Genomic DNA, 18,804 nt, shown 5'->3' on the forward strand with positions numbered 1-18,804 from the left:
TGACCACGGGTCGGCCGGGCGAAGGGTCTGTCCGTTGACCGTTTCCTGGTGGGTCTGGGCCGCGCTGATGCTCGCGGTCGCCGCGATGCTGGCCGTCGACCTGTTCCTGCACCGTGACAACCACGTCATCGGCTTCCGTGAAGCAGCCATCTGGTCCGGCGTCTGGATCGCCGCCGGCCTGCTGTTCGGCGTACTGCTGTGGGCCTGGCAGGGCGGCGAGGTCGCCGGCACCTACTACGCCGGCTACCTAATCGAGAAGGCGCTGTCCATCGACAACGTGTTCGTCTTCGCGCTGGTATTCAGCTACTTCGCGGTCCCGGCCGCGTACCAGCACAAGGTGCTGTTCTGGGGCGTCATCGGTGCCCTCGTGTTCCGGCTGGTGTTCATCTTCGTCGGCGCCGAACTGCTGGAGGCATTCTTCTGGACCGCGTACCTGTTCGGCGCGTTCCTCATCTACACCGGCTACAAGATGGCCTTCCGGCACGACGAGCAGACCCCACCGGACCGCAACCCGGTGGTCCGCCTGGTCCGCCGCGCCATCCCCACCGACCCGGCGTACCACGGCGAGAAGTTCTTCACCCGGGTCGACGGCAAGCGCGTCGCGACCCTGCTGTTCGTCGTCCTCATCGCGGTCGAGGCCACCGACCTGATCTTCGCCATCGACTCGATCGCCGCGATCCTGGCCATCAGCACCAGTACGTTCATCGTCTGGACGGCGAACGCCTTCGCCATCCTCGGGCTCCGCAGCCTCTACTTCTGCCTCGCCGGCCTGCTGCGCCGCTTCGTGCACCTGCACTACGGCCTGGCGGTGCTGCTCGCCTTCGCCGGCGTCAAGCTCATCCTCTCCGAGACCCCGGTCGGCAAGCTGCCCATCCCGGTCACCCTCGGGGTCATCGTCGTCACCATCGCGGTGTCGATCATCTGGAGCCTGCGCAGCACCAGCGGAACCGGCGACGCCATCGGCGGCGGTGGCGGTGGTGGCGACGGCGTCAGCGGGCCGGACACCGGTGCCTCCGGTGCCCGACCCGCTGAACCAGCTGATCAACCTGACCGTTCAGTTGTCAGGTGATGGTCCGGCCCGTCGTCAGACGACGGTGCAGGGCGTCCCGTTCAGGGTGAACGCGGTCGGCTCCGCGGTCCCGGAACCGGTGCCGTTGAACCCGATGCTCGCCGTGCCCTGCGGCAGCAGCGTCGAGTTCCACGTCAACGAGGTCGCGGTGACGTCCTGGCCGCTCGTACCGTAGGTGGCGGACCACCCGCTGCCGAACGAGTGCCCGCTGGGCAGGGTGAAGGCCAGAGTCCAGCCGTTGATCGTGCTGGTGCCGGTGTTCGTGATGACGATGTTGCTGGTGAACGTGGAGCCACCGCTGTTGATCGCGTAGGAGACCTGGCAGGTGCCCGCCCCCGTCGGGGTGTTGACGGTGACCGCCGACGAGAACGACGACAGGTTGCCTGCGGCGTCCTCAGCCCGTACCCGGAACTGGTAGCTGGTCCCCGGGGTCAGCCCGGTCGCCGCGAACGAGTTCGTCGCCGAGGTGCCGGCCGACGCGAACCCACCGCCGCCGGTGGCCCGCTCGATCTCGTAGCCGACCACCCCGACGTTGTCGGTCGACGCGGTCCAGGTGAGCGTGGCCGAGGTCGCGGTCACGCCCGACGCCACCGGCGTGCCCGGGGTCGACGGCGCGACGGTGTCGGTCACAGTGCTACCCGGGTCGGCGTACAGCAGCAGGTTCGGCGACCCGGTGCCGATGCCGGTCAGCACGTTGCTGGTCGCGGCGCCCAGCAGCGCCGCCTTGGCCTGGGCCATCGTCGCGCTCGGGTTGGCCTCCAGATAACGGGCCACCCAGCCGGTCACGTGCGGAGCGGCCATCGAGGTGCCCGACCAGTTGGAGGCGACCGCGCTGTCGCCGCTGTTGCCGGCCGAGGTGATGTTGTTGCCCGGAGCGAAGACGTCGATGCAGGAGCCGTAGTTGGAGCTGGACCACCGGCCGTCGGTGATGGTGGTCGCGCCCACCACGATGCCGTCCGCTGACCGAGGGTTGTTGTTGCAGGCGTCGCTGTTGTTGTTGCCCGCCGCGAACACCGCCAGCACCCCGGCGTCGATCATGTTCTGGGCGGCCGTGTTCACCACGCTGCCGTAGTTCTGCAGGCTGAGATTCGCCACCGAGCGCGGCGGTGCGTTCGTCGCCACCCAGTCGATGCCCTCGATCAGGTCCGCGTCGGTGCCGAAGTTGAAGCAGTCCAACACCCGCACGTCGCGGATCTGCACGTCCTTGGCGACGCCGTACGTCGTGCCGCCGATGGTGCCGGAGACGTGCGTGCCGTGGCCGTGGCAGTCGCCCGGACTGTTGCCGTCGTTGACCGCGTCGTAGGCCCACTGCGCCCGGGTGCCGAAATCGTCGTGCGTGGTACGGATCCCGCTGTCCAGGACGAACACGGTGGTCCCGGTGCCGTCGGTGTCGTAGCTGAACTCCTGGTCGAGCGGGAGGTTCCGCTGGTCGACGCGGTCCAGACCCCATGACGGGGGGTTGGGCTGGGTGGTCGCGCCACCGCCGGTCACCACGGGCTCGACGGCCTGGATCACCGCGTCGGCCTGGACGTACTCGACGTTCGGGTTGGCGCGCACCGCCTCGAGGGCGTCGGCGTCGAGTTTCGCGGAGAATCCGTTCAGCACCGTCGTGTACGGGTGGACCTCCCGGCCACCAACCCGCTCGGCGACCACCACAGGGTCGTTGGCCGCGCCGCCCTTGAGCGGCTGGTCCTTGAGAACGACAATGTAGCCACCATTTGGCGTACCATTCTCGGCAGGCAGCAGGGGAGCGAGAGAAGTCGTCGGTTGTGCCATCGCAGGGGTGGCGGCGAAAACTACCAGAAGTGCGGAAGTTGCGGCTGTCGCGAATGCCTGGCGACGGTATCGGTGCAGTCTGGACATAGGAGAAACTGGCCTCCTGGGCGCGGTGACGCATGGACTACCGGTGAATCGACGGCTTGCCCAGCTTGTCAGCTGCCGGGATCACCGGGCGCTGTGGCCGGACTGAGTGCTCGAGCCCCGTCTGCTGCAATGAGAGCACGGGTGTCGGCGTTCGCCAATGCCAAGACTTCTTGAAACGTGAATGAACTATGTTAAGAAGGCGGGGTGGCCAGGGGCTGTTCACAGGATCGAAAAAAGCGACTGCCCACGTGATTGCTCTCACGTTGCCAAACGGCGCGCGGGTCGATCTTCACCGGTCGTGCAACCCTCTCGGGACTGCCGGGCCACGGGGCCGCCGGGGTTGTCGGCGAGAGCGGGGTGGGCCGCCGGCTGCGGGCACCAGCAGCTCAGCAGGATAGGTGATCCGTCGATCCCGCGACCACCGGTGCTGTCGCAAGCCCGAGAACATCGGCCCAGCCCGGTCGCAGACATAGGTGTCACCGGTACCTTCGGCGCAGTCCGGGGCGGGGCGCCATGCCCGTCCACAGCGCGAGTGGTGTCGGGAGTCGGCAATGAGTGGCGAGCAGGTGCTGGTGACAGGAGGCTCCGGCTTCGTCGGGGCGCACTGTGTCGTACGGCTGCTGCTGCAGGGGTACCGGGTGCGTACCACGGTGCGTTCGGCGGGTCGTGCCGCCGACCTACGCACGATGCTGCAGGCGGGGGGAACGGAACCGGGTGACGCGCTCAGCTTCGCCGTGGCCGACCTCACTACCGACGACGGCTGGGCCGAGGCGGTGGCCGGATGCGACTACGTACTCCACATCGCCTCTCCGGTGCCGCTGGCCGAGCCCCGCGACGAGAACGAACTCATCGGGCCGGCACGCGACGGGGTGCTGCGGGTGCTGGGCGCGGCACGTACGGCCGGGGTCAAACGTACGGTGCTGACGTCGTCGATCGTGACGGTGAAGTACGGCCACCCGGCAGACAAGCGGCTGTTCACCGAACAGGACTGGACCGATCCGGAACAGGGCCAGGTCTCCGCGTACGCGAAGTCGAAGCTGCTCGCCGAACGCGCCGCCTGGGACTTCGTGCGTAAGGACGGCCAAGGCATGGAGCTGGCGGTGGTGAATCCGGTCGGAATCTTCGGTCCGGCCCTCGGACCGGACAAGTCCCTGTGGTCAGATCAGATCGACCGGATGCTGACCGGCCGCCAGCCCGTCCTGGCCCGGATCCACATCGGTGTGGTCGACGTACGGGACGTCGCGGACCTGCACGTACGGGCGATGACCGATCCGGCGGCGGCCGGCGAGCGGTTCCTGGCCAGCGCCGGCACCATGTCGATGCAGGACATCGCGGTGTTGCTGCGTACCCGGCTCGATGACGGGGCTGACCGGGTCTCGACGCGGGTACTGCCGGACTGGGCGGTGCGTCTCGCCGCCAGGTTCAGCCCGCGGATCGCGTTCGTGCTGCCTGAGCTCGGTGCGGTACGCGAGGCGTCGAGCGAGAAGGCTCGTCGGATGCTGGGCTGGCAGCCTCGGCCGGCTGAGGAAGCCGTCATCGACATGGCGAACAGCCTGATCCGACGCTGATCAGGGCGACCATCAGATCGTCGACGGCGGCGGGAGCGGACGCGATCGCGAACTCCGGCGGGTCTGCGGATGTGCCGGGTGCAGGACGAAGGAGTACGTGACCGGCGTGGCGTCGCCCGACGAGACGAGGAGGACATCGCCGGAGGGCCTGATCCGACCCGGTCCGGTCGATTCGACGTGGTGGAGATGAAGCCGGGCAGGGTGCGAGTCCGTTTGTCGAGCGCCGCGATGATGAGCATCGCGCCGGATTTCGGCTGTGATGGGGGCGTCCAGCTCACCTGGCCGAGGAAGACCCGGGCGCCGTCGGTGGGAATCACCAGCTGCTGACCGTTGAAGGTGGCGTCCGCAGTCGCCTGGTCGACCAGCCGCAGCGTCGCGGTCGCGTTCAACACCTCCGGCCCGTACGGCGACCGCAGGCGCCACCACCGCCACCCGGTCAGGGTGACCACGATGACTACGGCTATCGTGCCGAGAGCCAGCATTCGCCGTCGTGTCACAGTGGAAGCTGATTACATCATCCGCACCATAAGCCACTACCGGTTCTCTTGGCAGCCGTTTTCCGCCTCCCAGAAGAGCCAAGGGCTAAGGGAGAGAGACTCCAGGGACACCATCGGGCGCATGCGTCACAGGGTTTGGAGAACGCCGTCCGGACATACCTCCTGAGCGCATACCGTCGCATCATGGCATCGAGGGCGAGAAGGCGGGAGTGTCCCCAACCGCCGAGAGTGGCGGAGGGGCCACCGCTGCGTGGATTCCTCTTTGGTGCCACATGGCGTCAGAACGTTCTAGCGCGCGCTGACTATCTCGAAAGCATGGCCGCACTTATCCGTGTCAGGGACTGTGCCGACATGAGGCGAGCGTCACTCCATAGCGTATACGAGTCTCTCAGAAAGGCCCGGAGTGCGGCCAGGCGTCGCGGAATTCTCAAGGGAACCATGGAGTGTGCATGGCTCAGTATCCAGGCCGCCGAGTTGTTGATCCTGGAGATGCTCGATACGAAGGATCTACAGGGCTGGCTGCCGTCCGTCCTGGAGTTGGCCAAAGGTCGTCTGAAGGCGGACGACTGTCGTGTCGTCGAGCTACGGCGGCAATCCTCTCGATGTGGGCGGTGGCTGGTAGGGGGAAGCCAACCGGAGGAGCTCCGGTGCGCCATGAAGGCCGTCCTGGTCGGCGTGCATCTGGCGATGAACAAGTATTACTCACGTATCCGGAGGCTGAGGAATGCAATGTGGTCCGCGACAATGTTGACTACGGCCACCGTTGTCGTGCTTGCCATTTGGGGTGCCTGTGCCCCGGAAACGCTCAGTCTCTGCTTCGGCTACCCGGACGATCTGGTCTGTCCGCATGACAGGGCGACGACGGGACAGGGCCCCGAGCGTCAAGTCCCAGCGGACGATCCACAGACTGAGCCGGACCGTATCGACGTTCTTTTGGTTCTGGTGTACGGTTTCATGGGTGCCGTTCTTGTGGGCATTGCAATGCTAGCCAAAATTCGCGAGTCGGCGGTGCCCTACGATCTGTCGCTCGCCTCGACTGTTCTCAAACTGCCGGTTGGTGCACTATGCGCTCTCATCGGGATAGTATTTGTTCGGGGAGAGTTCGTTCCTGGGCTGACGCAGCTCGACACAGGGGCACAGATCCTTGGCTGGAGCGCCGCTTTCGGGGGCGCCCAATACTCGGTCACCAGACTTCTCGACAAGCGGGTCAGTGAGGTTGTCAATGATTCGCGCGACGGGTCGGATCCCAAAGAAAGTCCGGATTCCAAGAATCGGTGGCGCGATGGAGATGAAGTCAGGGCTCTGCAGTAGAGGGCGACGATACTCCTGTGCTGGCATCGATCGTCATCATGGGTTCGCGGGACGCGGCTGTCATTAGTCTCCGGGGTGGGCCGGCGAGGTGCGCCTCTATCCCGTGTGCGCAATGTCGCCCCTTTGGGCTGGGGTACTGGTTGAGTCTGATGCCACAGGCGCATCAAGATGCACCTGTGGCATCAGGTCTCCGGAAGCGCCATGGGATTCCTCGGAGGAACCCGAGCCGGGCGGTCGAGTCGGCGGCAGCCCGGGCGGTGTGGCTGAGAGGGCTGCACTTCTCTCGGGCTGTATGGATAGTCTGGCCGGCATGGGTAAGGCGACGGGTGACGAACGGCCGTTGCTGGGCCGGACTGGCGGCGACCGCAGTCCTGAGCAGGCCGACGCCCATCGCTGGCACGTGTTTGGACGACGGGCCGTGTACGAGCGCCGGCCCTGGATTAGCCTCGACCTGGTTGACGTCCAGTCCTCCCGGCGGCGAGCGGTTCGAGCACCATGTCGTACGGCTGTTCCGCGCCGCCATTGGCGTCGTCGTCAATGATCACGATCAGGTGCTGATGCTGTGGCGGCACCGCTTCGTGTCGGACCAGTGGGGCTGGAGCTTCCCGGTGGGATCGTCGACGAGGGCGAGAGCCCGGAGACGGCCGTGGCACGCGAGGTCGAAGAGGAGACCGGCTGGCGGCCGAGGGCTTCTCGACCGGAACGAGATCCTGGGCTCCGGCTCGATCGTCGGCCTGCTGCACGTGTTGGCCTTCGGCCTGCCTGGTGGCTGAACCGCTGAGGGCTGCGACATGCGCTTTCGTCAGGCGGCTAGGCCGAGGAGTTCGGTGGCGCGGGTGGTGAAGTGGCGTACCTCGGGGAGGGTGGCGTACGGCTTCATGCGGTGTTGCAGGTCTTTGACGGTTCCGATGGTGCGGGACGAGTTGACGGAGGCGGCCAACTCGACGACATGAGCGGCGCGGTTGGCGGCGGCTTCGACGTCCGACCGGTCGAGGTCGGTGGTGGCCAGGGCGGCGTGGCTGAGGGCGGCACGTCGGGCGCGGCCCTGCCGGCGGGCACCTTCGGCGGACTCGGTGGCAAAGCGCACGGTTTCGTCGGGTTGCCCGAGGTCGCGGAAGCAGTGGGCGGCTTCGCCGTACAGGTATGGGGTGTCGATGAATCTGGCCCAGACGGGTTCGTCGTCGTGGTCGACGCGGGCGAAGGTCTGTTCGGCCTTGGCCACGGCAGCTGCTGCCGGTGCCGATTCGCCGAGTGCCGCGAGGGCGCGGGCTTCGAGGATGTGCAGGTCGGCGAGGCAGGCGGGGGAGTCGCCGTCGGCGAGTCCGCGGCGGCCGGCGCGGGCGAGCATGAGTGCTTCGCGGGGGTGACCGAGCAGGTTGGCCTGGTCGGACATGCCGGCGAGGACGTGCGCGCCGAGCGCGGAGTGGTTAGCGGCCTGGGCGAGCCGGAGCGCCTGGATGAGGTAGCGCTGGGCGAGGCCATGTTCGCCGTCGTCGTAGGCCATCCACCCGACGAGGTACGACTGCTCGGCGGCTGCCTCGTAGAGCGCCTGCTGCACGTCCGGCTCGTGCTCCCGCTTGAGCAGCGGTAGGACGTAGCTCTGCATGTACTCGACGAGGGCGGTACGGGCGTGGCCGCCGCCGCGCATCACGTCCAGCTCCTGGAAGAGGGCGAACATCTCCCGGATGCCGGCCACCTGCCGCATCCCGATCTGCCGGGGGCCGCGCTCCGTCGATGTTTCGTCGAGGGTGGCGAGCAGCCAGTCCCGGCTCGGTGCCCCGAGCGCGGCGAGTACGAATGGGGCTTTGACGATGTTGCGGCGCGCGACGTCAGCCTTGCCGAGGTCGATGATCGTGTCGACTGTGGTACGCGGATGGTCGGCGTACTGCAGGCCGCGAGCGGCAAGGGTTTCCTCGTCGGTCATGCCGAAGTCTGCCGGGGTGATCCGGCGACGCAGACGTTCACTGAGCGCCCGTGCCAGCAGCGTCGGCACCGGCGGTCGCGGACGTTCGCCGCGCTTTACCCAACGGTGCACCGCCGTGTAGTCGTAGCGCAGGGCAAGCCCTTCGTCCGCCCCGAGGCCGTTGACCCGCCGGGCCAGCCCGGCCCACGAGAAGCCCGCCTCGGTGATGAGCGAGGCCAGAGCATCGTTGGATCCGTTCACGGAGCACCCCTCCCAAGTGACTACCTTGGACGGTACCGGTCAGGCATTGACGCTGCATATGGCCACACGAAGGCTCGAATTTCGCACGGGTGTTCACATGGTGCCGGCGAGGGCGGTCGTCCAGTTGTCTCTGACGTGATGAGGGGATCTCAGTCCTCGCGTTGGGTGGGTCGGTGGATGCGGATCCACTCGGCGACCGCGTCGCGGGACCAGATGCGGCCCGTGGCGAGGACATCCAGCGGTGCGGGGAACGACGGACGGTTGACGATCTCGGATGCCCGCTGGCGGGAGACGCCACCGAGCATCTGCTGGATCTCGGACATCCCGGCCAACCGCATGTCAATGAACGTACGGAGGTGACGACTAGCAGCCCCGTCAACTTGATGCACTTGACACCCGTAAGGGGGATGGGTGATTCTCAGTCGCGCACATCTTCGGAGGAGGGGAGTTAACCGTGACGCAGATGGATGACGACCGGTGGCGGTCGTGTGGGTCGGACTGGGACGACCCGGGAACCGGCCCTCGGCAGGTGCCGGTCGACGTACCGCCGCCGGTGCTCATGCCCGACGCCCGGCGCGGTGACGCCGACGTCCGGCCCCGCACCGCTGCCCCGAGGGCGACCGGGCCGGGCAGCGCGCCCGCTGACCTCGGCGACTGCGCCTGATCCGGATTTCCGCAGCTCACGCGGCGGAACCAAGGTCTGCCCCGGTCGCCGTACCGCCAAGGAGGGCTGCGGTGATCGGGGCGGGGGTGGCCCCGCCCGAGTCGGCAAGGGGCAGGGCCACCCCCATCCACCACGCACACCACCAAAGCAATCACCGCACCACACAGGGGAGGAGCACTGATGATGCGAAGGATCTGGCAACGGATGCGGGTCCGCTGGGGACGCCGGCGGATGGCGTCCACCCCGCCCAGCCGCTGGCCGGCCGGCGGCGACCCCGGCGTGCACCGGGTGCCCGGCACCAACATGCGCTCGGCGGCGTACCGGCCGATCCGGCCCTGGCAGGTGCGCAACCAACGGTTCCGCCCGGTCGGCGTCACGGCCCGCGGCCTCGACCCGGTCGAAGTCGGCGCGTTCCTCGACCGCGTCGCCTACGACCTCGGTGTCCTCTACGCCGAACTCGACCGCACCTGGGAGCAGAACAACCGGATCAAGGACGCGCTGCGCCGCTGGCAGTCCACCCAGGCCGCGATGAACCAGGCCACGATCAACCAGGCCGCCGTCCGGTGACCGAGCCCGACAACCCTGGCGTCACCGTCGTCGACTGCACCACCTGCGACGGCGGTGGCGTCACCTCCCACCGGTGCAGCTGCACCTGGTACGGCGACCATCTCATCGTCGACGACGACCAGTTGACCGCCGGCAACCCGGGCGGTACGGCGTACCGCGACTGTCAGGTCTGTCTCGGCACCGGCACGAACTGCGTGACCTGCGACCGCTGCGCCGGGCTCGGCCGCCGCCGCGCCCAACTCGTCTACACCGTCGCCAACGCCGACACCGCCGCCGTCGCCTCCGTCAACATCGTGCCCGGCGCGCTCGACCCGGTGCACCGCGCCGGCCGCTGGTGGCTCGACCTCGACGCCGTCGTCACCGAACTGGCCGACCGGGTCGGCGCCGACCACCTCTACGACCCGGCTGCACCCGAGCGGGAACTTCTCGTCGGCGGGCTGGTGCTGCCCCGCGACTGGCGACCCGACCTGCCGCAGGCACGGCGGCACGCCCTGGAAGCGGCGGCGATCGCCAACTACACGTACCACCCGTGGCAGCTCTGGCTGGGCCGTACCGCCCCGCCGGACCGCCCCGACCCGGCCCGCCACCTCGGCCGACTCTGCGCCCTCGCCGAACTGCTCTGCCTCGACCTGGTCGTCGAAACCCGGCCCGATCCGTACGGCGACGACCGCTACGGCTGGCAGCTGCGCCTCGAACTGCCCGACACCGGCGTCGGCGACGCGTTCGCCAGCGGTGTCGGCAGCTCCGACAGCCTCGACGCGGCGATCGTCGCCGCCGACGCGACCCGCCTCGCCACCGGGATCGGCGACCGTGGTGTCGACGTACCCGCCCACTACCTGTGCCCCGGCCGACCCGGCCCGCCGATCGGGCCGCCGAAACTCGACCTGGACCAGCTCGAACGCCGCATGATCGCCGACTGCACCTCAGTCGGCACGGGTGAGGCCACCCCTGGCGCGCAGGCCATCTGGCGCGACGGCCGCTGGTGGCACACCAGCCTGCGGGTGGTCGCTGTCGTCGAGGAACTCACCGAACGCACCACCGGCCAGATCTCCCGGCGTACGGTCGACAAGCTCGCCCGCTCGTGGCAGCCGCCGCCGCCCAGCTGGCAGGGGCCGGCGATCCCGTCCGAACCCTGCCCGTACTGCGTACCGGAGCAGGGGTTGCGCCGCTGCGTCTGCACCGTCGGCGCGCCCGCCGCCGACCCGGAGTGCCGCTACTGCGGCGGTGCCGGGCGCAGCGGCCGGTACGCCGCCGGCCTCAGCCGCTGCTTCAGCTGCGGCGACACGCTGCGCATCCGGCACGGTGCCGTCGTCACCGTCACCGACGGGCAGCACTGGGCCCGCCACCTCAACTGGGCACTGCCTGACGAAGCCACCGCCGTGGTGCCGCAGATCGGCAGCCAGCCGGGCGGCAAACCCATCCACCAGGTGCCGCCGCAGTTCCGGCTCCCGTTCCACGTCGGCGACCTGACGGTACGCGGCCAGCCGATCGGCCCGGACCAGCTCGCGCCGCTCGACGAGTACGAGGTCCTGCTGGTGCAGGAGCTGTGGTACGGCCACGTCACCCTCGACCACCCTGGGCAGGACCTGCTGACCGCGTACCTGGCGAACGTCGCCAACGGGCACCCCGGCGGCCGGGTGCTGCTGCACGCCGCCGAGCCGGACGCGCCACCGCTGGCGCGGGTGCTCGCGTTGGCGTACGGGCTGGGGCTGGCGCTGATCGTCACCGTCGCCGACCACCGCAACGACGCCGGTACGCCGTACCGCATGCAGGGGGTGTCGTGGGGTGCGTACCTCGCCGCGCCCGGTGCCGCGATCGGCCTGCGGGCCTACCCGCACCGGCCCACCCTTGGGCACGCGCTCGCCCAGGCCGTCGAGTACGTGTGCGGCGCCACCCGCTCGGCGGTGCCGGTCGATCCGTCGACCGCGATCGCCGTACCGCAGAACGTGCCGCAATGCGTACCGCAGGATGTGCCGACGCCGGCAGCCGACGGCGACCCCGGCGACTGGGTGACGCCTGCCGACCTGGTGCCGTTGCTGTCGTTGCTCGCGGGGTACTACGCCGGCGAGACGGTGATCGTCTCGCTCGCCGCGTCCCACTGTGAGGTGCACGTACGTGAAGGTCCCGAGACCACCCGCCGGGTCGCCACCGCCGCCGACCTGCCAGCCGCCGTCGCCGCCCTGCGTCTGCGCCCACCCGCGACCTGACGACCTGCGGTGGCCCGCGCCCCGAGGTCCTGGTGCCTTGGCGCTCCGAGAGCATTGCTCATGTGGAGGTAACGTCCTGCGTGGACCATGGGATAACGGTACGACCGATCGCTGACCTGGCATACGTACTGCTCGGGCTGTTCTTTCCGGCATCGCACAGGATCGTGATGATCGGCGCGGCGGCGGCAAGCAACATCAAGCCATTGGACGGTTGCAACATGTGATTGTTGTCACCTTGGCTTTACCGTGTGTGCTCCTATGTGGCGGTCTTCCTGTGTTCCCTGAGGCCAGGCCTCGAGTGCTTGAGATCGTCGCTGATGGCCAGTGATCAACGGTGATCGAAGGGTGTTGACATGTGTGGACACCGCGCCGAGTAATTTAACCGCTGGCCAGCTCTCGTTGTCCTTCCAAAGTAAGCGGGGAACAGTGAAGAGGCTCGCGAAGGTCGTAACTGTTGCTGTGGGTGGCTTGGTGCTCAGTTTGACCTTGGTGTCGCCGGTGCGCGCTGAGGGAAGTTGGTCGAGTAGTGTGAGCGATGCCCTTACCGGATTCACATCCCGGGACTGGACCGACAACAACAGTGACTCGGCATCGACTCGTACGGTGTGGTCCGGTTGTTCGGTGGTAGCGGGAACCTACCAGAACACTACTCTCGACCTTGCTCGTAACAGGACCTGGCCGCTCCCCGATGTGACATACGGCGAGCGCACCTCGTCGTGTGGAACGTTCAATTGGGGTCGGATGACCGACGTCGGTAGCTACCACTGGACCATCAAGAAGATCAACGGATCGACCTCCGGCTGGCGAGTCAACGTAAACTCGCTGACCACCTACTACTGACCTGATGCCTTGATCATCTAGGATGGGGTGGCAAGTCAGCCATAAGGTCCTGACTTGCCGCCCCATGTCTGCCGTGTTCATGCCTCCAGAGGTTGACCCTGTGCCCGTACTGATCGCGGATTGTTCTTTCCGGTATCGCAAGGACATCCCGGTGTTCCGTGCCCTGACCGTCGAGTTCGAGCCCGGTGCGACCGTGCTGCTCGGCCCCAACGGTGCTGGCAAGTCCACGCTGCTGTCGCTGATCGTGGGGCTGCTGCAGCCCGACGCGGGCACGGTGCGAGTCGGTGACCTGGCCTCGATTCGTCAGAGGGGTTTGGTCCCTGCCTGACCGTTTCGGCTTGACTGTTTTGTCCTCTTGTGGGTGTACGGGCCGGCCGCGTCTCGCTGCGGGCGCGCCGGGTCTCCGGTCCCGGGGCTTGCCTTTCTGCTGGTAGGGGCAGGTTGGGTGGGTCAGGTGGTCAGCGGCAGGTGCAGGCGTTGCCAGCAGATCAGGAACGCGTCGGCCCAGGGCCAGGTGTCGGGGATGGACAGTGTTCGGCGGCGGGCGTGGGTGGTGAGTTTCGCGGGTAGGTGCAGTAGCCGGTAGCGCAGGGTGTCGGGTTCGGCGTGGGCGAGATCGGGTTGGTCGTGCAGGCCGAGTAGCCGGGTCCAGGCGGCCAGGTCGGCGGCGATGTTCGCGGCGAGGATCCAGCCGCGGTTGACGGTCCAGGACTTGCTGGGCAAGTTCCGCAGGCCCATGGCCTTGTTCGTTCGTACCTGGTCTTCCACGCCGGCGTGGGAGCGGTGCGGGGCGTCGAGCCACTGCGGGTGGTGCGAGCCGGGCACGCCGCCGATCCGACCGATGTTGGTGGCCACGATCGCGTACCGCCAGCCGGTCTTCTTCTCCAGGTCGGTGAGTTTCTTGGCGTGCCGGGCGGCCGGGCGGGTGCGCCGCGCGAGCAGCCGCAGCCCGGCGGGCCAGCCGCCGAGGCGGGTGTTGAGGCCGGTCAGTTCGGCGACCTGCGCGGTGTCGGTGGCGGTCCCGTCCTGACGCAGGCTGCTGTCCCAGGCCCGCTCGGGCAGGGCGGCGATCGCGATCTCGTCGGCGTCGGTGATTGTCCATCCGACGGTGAAGCGCACCGTGCGCCACAGCCGGTTCATCTGCTCCAGGTGGTGTAGCAGGTCGTGGGTGGCTCCAGGGGCCTGTAGGGAGATCTGTGTAACGGATGTCAGTAGAAGTCCGTTATGACCGGTGGGTAGCCGGTCGACACAGTGAGGACCAGTTTCGATGACACTTTCAACGGTGGAGCAGTACGACTCCGGCGTCGATGCCGACGCGGAGGTCGCGGCGTTGACGCGGCGGATCGCCGCTGACGGGCCGCGGCTGCCTCTGGCGGCGGCGGTGCCGGACGAGGCGGCGGCGCGTGAATCGGCCCGCCGGGCGGTGGCGGATCTGATCGACAAGCAGGCCCTGGACGCGTTGCTGGCCCAGGTCAAGGGTGACGGGCTGCGGCTGACCGGGCCGGGCGGGTTCCTGTCCGAGCTGGTACGCGCCGTTCTGGAACGGGGGCTGCGGGCCGAGTTGACCGAGCATCTGGGCTACGCCCGTCGTGACGCGTCGGGTAACGGCTCGGGTAACTCGCGTAACGGGTCGACCGCGAAGACGGTGCAGACCGAGATCGGCCCGGTCGATGTGAAGGTGCCCCGGGACCGGGCGGGCACGTTCACCCCGATGCTGGTGCCGAAGAACGCCCGCCGGCTCGGTGGCCTGTCGGACGTGATCATCAGCCTGTACGCGGGTGGGATGACGGTCCGCGACATCTGTCACCACCTGCAGCGGGTCTACGGCACCGAGGTGTCACCCGACACGGTCTCCACCATCACCGACGAAGTTCTGGAGGAGGTGAAGGCGTGGCAGCACCGGCCGTTGGACGAGGTGTACCCGATCGTCTACGTCGACGCGTTGATGGTGAAGGTCCGCGACGGCGCCCAGGTCCGTAACAAGGCCTGTTACCTCGTCGTGGGGGTCAACACCGACGGGGTCAAGCACGTCCTCGGTATCTGGGTGCAGCAGACCGAGGGGGCGAAGTTCTGGATGCAGGTCTGCACCGAGCTGCGTAACCGTGGGGTGCGTGATGTGCTGATCGCCTGCTGTGACGGGTTGACCGGTCTGCCCGAGGCGATCGAGGCGGTGTGGCCGCACACCACCGTGCAGACGTGTGTGGTGCATCTGATCCGGGCGGCGACGAAGTTCGTGTCCTACAAGGACCGTAGGGTGATGGCCGCCGCGTTGAAGGACATCTACACCGCTCCGACGGTGGAGGCGGCCGAGACCGCGATGCTCGGTTTCGCCGACAGCCCGCTCGGTAGGCGGTACCCGGCCGCGGTCGCGGTCTGGGAACGGGCGTGGGATCGGTTCACTCCGTTCCTGGCGTTCCCGCCCGAGGTCCGCCGGATCATCTACACCACCAACGCGATCGAGAGTTTCAACTACCAGATCCGGAAGATCATCAAGAACCGTGGGCATTTCCCCACCGACGACGCCGTGATCAAGCTGATCTGGCTCGCGATCGCCGACATCGAGGACAAACGCGCCCGGCAACGCGCCGCCGAGGCCGGTAGACCCGCGAACTCCCGCACCGCGCCGCCACGGCTGGTCGAAGGCGCCGGCGTGCACGGCTGGAAACAGGCCCTCAACGCGTTGGACCTGTTCTTCCCGAACCGTATCCCCATCGATGCCCGATAGTTGGACAGGATAGGGCGTTACACAGAAATTCGGACAGGCTCGGCTCCAGCGCCGTCGACCCGCACGAGGATCCTGCGCCGGTACTTCACGGGGAGTTGGACGATCGCCTCACCGAGGACCCGGATATGGTCGGTGATGGTGTTCGATCCGGCGTTACCCGGGCGCAGCAACATGGTCAGGCTCTCGCCGGTGTTCGCGCACCATGCCCCCAACGGGTGGAACCCGAACCCGCGCTTGAACGTCGCGGCCGCGCCCTGCTTGTCGCTGTGGGCGGTGATCAAAGTGGCGTCCAGGTCGATGACCACCCACCCCGACAGCAGTTTGCCCGCCACGGCAAGCCAGGGGAAACCCTGCGGCCGACCGGCGAGCAGATCCCAGACCCGGGCCCGGACCTTCGCCCGTGCCTTGGCGACGCGGCGCAGCCCGGCCTCGTCCAGCCCCGCCAGGGCGCGACGCACAGTGGCCTGCGACGGCGGCTCGGCGAACACCAGAGACTGATGCGCCAGCAGCCCGATGTCGGACATGCTCGTCGCGCCGAGCACGATCGCGACCGCCAGGCAGACCAGGACCGTGCCCCGATCCCACCAGCCCGGCCCCTTCCCCCGCGGCAGCACCTTGTTCAACCCACCGGTCAACCCGGTCCGGTCCGCACACCGGCGCAGCAGGACCGCACCCGCGTGACCGACCAAACCCTTCCCACCCGAGGCCACGACCAGCCGTTGATCCCAACCGTTACTCTTACTCACCGGAAAGGTGCACCCGCTTCTGCTCTGGACTTGATCTAGACAATCACATCCTCGCAGGTCAGGTGCACCTTTCCTTCATCACCCTCGATCAACCAATTCCCCTCTGAACGGGGGAGGCTGGTCAGCGATGTCCGGCGTACCCGATCGCGGTACCGCCGCTCGGTCGGTTGGCTGCCACAGCACGTCGCCGCGATGCCCGGCCTGAAGGTGCGGGAGCAGGTCGCCTACGCCGGCTGGCTGAAAGGCCTCAACCGCCGTGACGCCTGGGTCAACGCGGCCCGCGCCCTGGGCCGTGTCGGCCTGCAGGACCTGGCGGAACGGCCCAGCAGGGCGCTCTCCGGCGGTCAGCTCCGTCGGGTCGGGATCGCGCAGACCCTCGTCCACGACGCGAAACTGATCGTCATGGACGAGCCGGCCGCCGGGCTGGACCCGCAGCAGCGGCGGGTGCTGCGCGAGGTGCTGAACTCAGTTGTCGGCGACGTTGACCTGCTCGTGTCGACGCACCAGACCGAAGACATCAGCGACATCTACCAGCACGTGGCAGTGCTGGACGACGGTGTCATCCGGTTCCACGGTGAGGTGCCGGCATTCCTGGCGCGGGCCAGGCCTGGCGTCGAGCCGTCCCGGCAGGCCGAGGACGCCTACGTGCAGTTCATCGGCGCCGAGGCATGAGCGCGGACGCGCACGGCGCCATGCGGACGATCTACCCCTGGCGTAGCCGCGCCGAGACCTACGTGACCGTGCCGATGCTGGCCCTCGTGCTGTTCCAAGGTGCGGCGGTCGTCGAAACGGCCACGCCCGGCTACTGGACGGCTGCGGTTGCCAAGGCCAACCTGATGCTGTTCATCGTGGTGCCGCTCTGCGCGGTCTGCGCCGCCTGGGAGGGGATGCGGCACCGCAGCGGCGGTATCGACACACAGACCATCGCTCGGCCGATGTGGACAGTCGTTTTCGTTGCGGTCGGCCCGACGCTGGTAATGGGGCTGGCCGGGGTCGTCGCGGCGGTGCTGTCGACCGCCCCTGCCGCAGTCGGCGCGCCCGGCGGTCCGCACCTCGGGCTGGTCGGCGTCTACCTGCTGGTGATGGTAGGGCACACCGTGGTCGGATACGGGCTCGGTCGCTGGCTGCCGCCCGCGCTCGCGTTGCCGGTCAGCCTGGGCGGCTCCTACATCTGGCTGGCCTACCCGGCCGCCGTCGAGCCGTTCTGGATCCGCCACATCAACGGGCTGTCCTTTGAAAGCTGCTGTGCGATCGATCAGCAGCCGGACGCGCGGGCGCTGCTGGCCGCCGCCCTGTTCGCCGTCGGTATCGGCGCAGGCACGCTGGTCGCCCTTGCCGGCGCCCGCCCGGCTCACGTCGGCGGTGCGTTGAGCTTCACCGCGTTGCTAGTGGTCGCGGTCACCGTGGCGGCACCGCTCGGCCCGTCTTCCGGCGGCCCGCGCGCCGGAGCGCCACAGTGCGTCGGGCAACGGCCCACGCTGTGCCTGTGGCCGGAGCAGGAGACGGCCCGGGATGCGATCCATCCGGCGCTGGCGTCGGCGTATCCCCGGCTCGCTGCGGTCGGCGTCACGCTGCCCGAGACGGTGACCAGCCAGGAGAGCAACGCGGCCGACGCTGTCTTCATCGTCCTGCCCGCCGAGTCGGACCCGCAGACGGCGGTGCTGAGTCTGGTCTCCAGCATCGTCCCGGACACCGTGCCCGCCTGCGCGGCCGAGGGGGAGTGGCCCGGTGCCCACAATCGTGCGGCGTTGCTGGTGTGGATGGCGCTGGCGGCCGGCGTACCGGCGTCGGAGCTCGGCCCGGTCGCGCCGCCGGAGCTGATCGACCTGGCGGTACGGGTGCGTCAGCTCGACGAGGACCGGCAGGCTGCCTGGTACCGAGCCAACCTCGCGCCGATGGCTGACTGCACCACCGTGCCGCGCCTCGACCCGGAACTTTTCGCGTCGGACGATCCGCAGTGATCTGGTGGTGGCGTACCCGCGCCCTGACGACGGTGACCGTCGCGTACGCCGCGAGCCTGGCCGCCGCGACGGTGATCGGCGGTGAGGTGCTGCCGCTGCCCAGCCTGGCCGGGGCGTTGCTGGTGCCGGTTGTGTTCGCCCTGCTGCTGCCGCTTGTCCCGATCGTCGTCCTCTGGCACGGCATCGACCGCAGCAGCGGTGACCTGGACACCACGGCGGTACGTTCGGTGGCCGCCCGCGACCTCGGTGTCGCCGCGGCGATGACGCTGATGACCGCGGTTGCAGTCGGCGTCGCCTCGGCGGTCGGCTGGTGGCAGCTCGGCCCCGGCTACCTGCGTAATCTCATCGGCTGCCTCGGGTTGGCCCAGATCGTCGCCCCGTTCGTCGGCGCACGGCTTGCAGCGGTGGTGCCGGTCGGCGCGGTGATCGTCAGTGCGCTGTTCGGCACCGGTGACGGTGGTCTGGTGCGTTGGTGGGCGTGGCCGATCGCCGATGCCTCCTCCGGGCCGGCCTTCGCCCAGGCCGTACTGCTGCTGGTGGTCGGTGCGGCAGTGGCGGTGTGGCGGTTCAGCCGAGGCTGGCCTGCCAGGCTAGGCGGATGGCGAGCAGGCCGATGATGCCG

Annotated in this window: 15 protein-coding genes and 2 pseudogenes; 12 read left to right on the forward strand and 5 right to left on the reverse strand. The window is 68.4% G+C overall.

The window, feature by feature from the left end; translation table 11 throughout:
- The first annotated feature begins 34 nt into the window (after positions 1-34).
- Positions 35-1,069, forward strand: a complete 1,035-nt coding sequence (locus O7543_RS25770; RefSeq protein WP_281551502.1) for a TerC family protein — start codon at positions 35-37, stop codon at positions 1,067-1,069.
- 15 nt (positions 1,070-1,084) lie between these two features.
- Here the strand turns inward: O7543_RS25770 and O7543_RS25775 are convergent, their stop codons facing one another.
- Positions 1,085-2,845, reverse strand: coding sequence for a S8 family serine peptidase (locus tag O7543_RS25775; RefSeq protein ID WP_281551501.1), 1,761 nt, complete (start codon positions 2,843-2,845; stop codon positions 1,085-1,087).
- A gap of 638 nt (positions 2,846-3,483) precedes the next feature.
- Between O7543_RS25775 and O7543_RS25780 the strand changes: the two genes are divergently transcribed.
- The 3 genes from O7543_RS25780 (at position 3,484) to O7543_RS25790 (ending at position 7,089) form a co-directional block, all read left to right on the forward strand.
- The gene (locus O7543_RS25780) at positions 3,484-4,500 is read left to right on the forward strand and encodes an aldehyde reductase (RefSeq protein ID WP_281551500.1); all 1,017 of its coding nucleotides are present in this window, start codon (positions 3,484-3,486) and stop codon (positions 4,498-4,500) included.
- Positions 4,501-5,651: 1,151 nt separating this feature from the next.
- Positions 5,652-6,308, forward strand: a complete 657-nt coding sequence (locus O7543_RS25785) for a hypothetical protein (RefSeq protein ID WP_281551499.1) — start codon at positions 5,652-5,654, stop codon at positions 6,306-6,308.
- A 589-nt stretch (positions 6,309-6,897) separates the two neighbouring features.
- Positions 6,898-7,089 (forward strand): NUDIX domain-containing protein, encoded by a 192-nt coding sequence (locus O7543_RS25790; RefSeq protein WP_281551498.1) that lies wholly within the window; start codon positions 6,898-6,900, stop codon positions 7,087-7,089.
- A gap of 21 nt (positions 7,090-7,110) precedes the next feature.
- Here the strand turns inward: O7543_RS25790 and O7543_RS25795 are convergent, their stop codons facing one another.
- On the reverse strand, positions 7,111-8,472 hold the full coding sequence (locus O7543_RS25795) for a hypothetical protein (RefSeq protein ID WP_281551497.1): 1,362 nt from the start codon (positions 8,470-8,472) through the stop codon (positions 7,111-7,113).
- 149 nt (positions 8,473-8,621) lie between these two features.
- On the reverse strand, positions 8,622-8,810 hold the full coding sequence (locus tag O7543_RS25800; protein ID WP_281551496.1) for a hypothetical protein: 189 nt from the start codon (positions 8,808-8,810) through the stop codon (positions 8,622-8,624).
- Between the two features lie 116 nt (positions 8,811-8,926).
- Here O7543_RS25800 and O7543_RS25805 point away from each other — a divergent pair, with 116 nt between their 5' ends.
- From O7543_RS25805 to O7543_RS25820, 4 genes and pseudogenes are all read left to right on the forward strand, one after another.
- Positions 8,927-9,136, forward strand: coding sequence for a hypothetical protein (locus tag O7543_RS25805; RefSeq protein ID WP_281551495.1), 210 nt, complete (start codon positions 8,927-8,929; stop codon positions 9,134-9,136).
- 303 nt (positions 9,137-9,439) lie between these two features.
- A complete protein-coding gene (locus O7543_RS25810) occupies positions 9,440-9,703 on the forward strand; it encodes a DivIVA domain-containing protein (RefSeq protein WP_281555697.1) in 264 nt (87 codons plus the stop codon).
- Positions 9,700-11,910: a hypothetical protein gene (locus O7543_RS25815; RefSeq protein ID WP_281551494.1), complete on the forward strand. Its 2,211-nt coding sequence runs from the start codon at positions 9,700-9,702 to the stop codon at positions 11,908-11,910. The genes O7543_RS25810 and O7543_RS25815 overlap by 4 nt, the downstream gene beginning before the upstream one ends.
- 991 nt (positions 11,911-12,901) lie before the next feature.
- Positions 12,902-13,060 (forward strand): annotated as a pseudogene (locus O7543_RS25820) (ATP-binding cassette domain-containing protein); the annotation flags it as partial.
- Between the two features lie 140 nt (positions 13,061-13,200).
- Here the strand turns inward: O7543_RS25820 and O7543_RS25825 are convergent.
- Positions 13,201-14,094, reverse strand: coding sequence for a transposase (locus O7543_RS25825; RefSeq protein ID WP_281567510.1), 894 nt, complete (start codon positions 14,092-14,094; stop codon positions 13,201-13,203).
- Between O7543_RS25825 and O7543_RS25830 the strand changes: the two genes are divergently transcribed.
- The gene (locus O7543_RS25830; protein ID WP_281550874.1) at positions 14,018-15,475 is read left to right on the forward strand and encodes an IS256 family transposase; all 1,458 of its coding nucleotides are present in this window, start codon (positions 14,018-14,020) and stop codon (positions 15,473-15,475) included. The two genes, O7543_RS25825 and O7543_RS25830, sit on opposite strands and share 77 nt — an antisense overlap.
- Positions 15,476-15,492: 17 nt before the next feature.
- Here O7543_RS25830 and O7543_RS25835 read toward each other — a convergent pair whose 3' ends face one another.
- Positions 15,493-16,221: a transposase gene (locus tag O7543_RS25835; RefSeq protein WP_281567279.1), complete on the reverse strand. Its 729-nt coding sequence runs from the start codon at positions 16,219-16,221 to the stop codon at positions 15,493-15,495.
- A 111-nt stretch (positions 16,222-16,332) separates the two neighbouring features.
- On the opposite strand from O7543_RS25835, the pseudogene O7543_RS25840 reads away from it, so the two are divergent.
- From O7543_RS25840 to O7543_RS25850, 3 genes and pseudogenes are all read left to right on the forward strand, one after another.
- Positions 16,333-16,893 (forward strand): annotated as a pseudogene (locus O7543_RS25840) (ATP-binding cassette domain-containing protein); the annotation flags it as partial.
- Positions 16,890-18,182 (forward strand): hypothetical protein, encoded by a 1,293-nt coding sequence (locus tag O7543_RS25845; RefSeq protein WP_281551491.1) that lies wholly within the window; start codon positions 16,890-16,892, stop codon positions 18,180-18,182. The pseudogene O7543_RS25840 and the gene O7543_RS25845, both read left to right, overlap by 4 nt.
- The gene (locus tag O7543_RS25850) at positions 18,179-18,799 is read left to right on the forward strand and encodes a hypothetical protein (protein WP_281551490.1); all 621 of its coding nucleotides are present in this window, start codon (positions 18,179-18,181) and stop codon (positions 18,797-18,799) included. The genes O7543_RS25845 and O7543_RS25850 overlap by 4 nt, the downstream gene beginning before the upstream one ends.
- Positions 18,800-18,804 lie beyond the last annotated feature (5 nt).

The organism is Solwaraspora sp. WMMA2080 (assembly GCF_027497395.1).
Lineage (GTDB): Bacteria > Actinomycetota > Actinomycetes > Mycobacteriales > Micromonosporaceae > Micromonospora_E.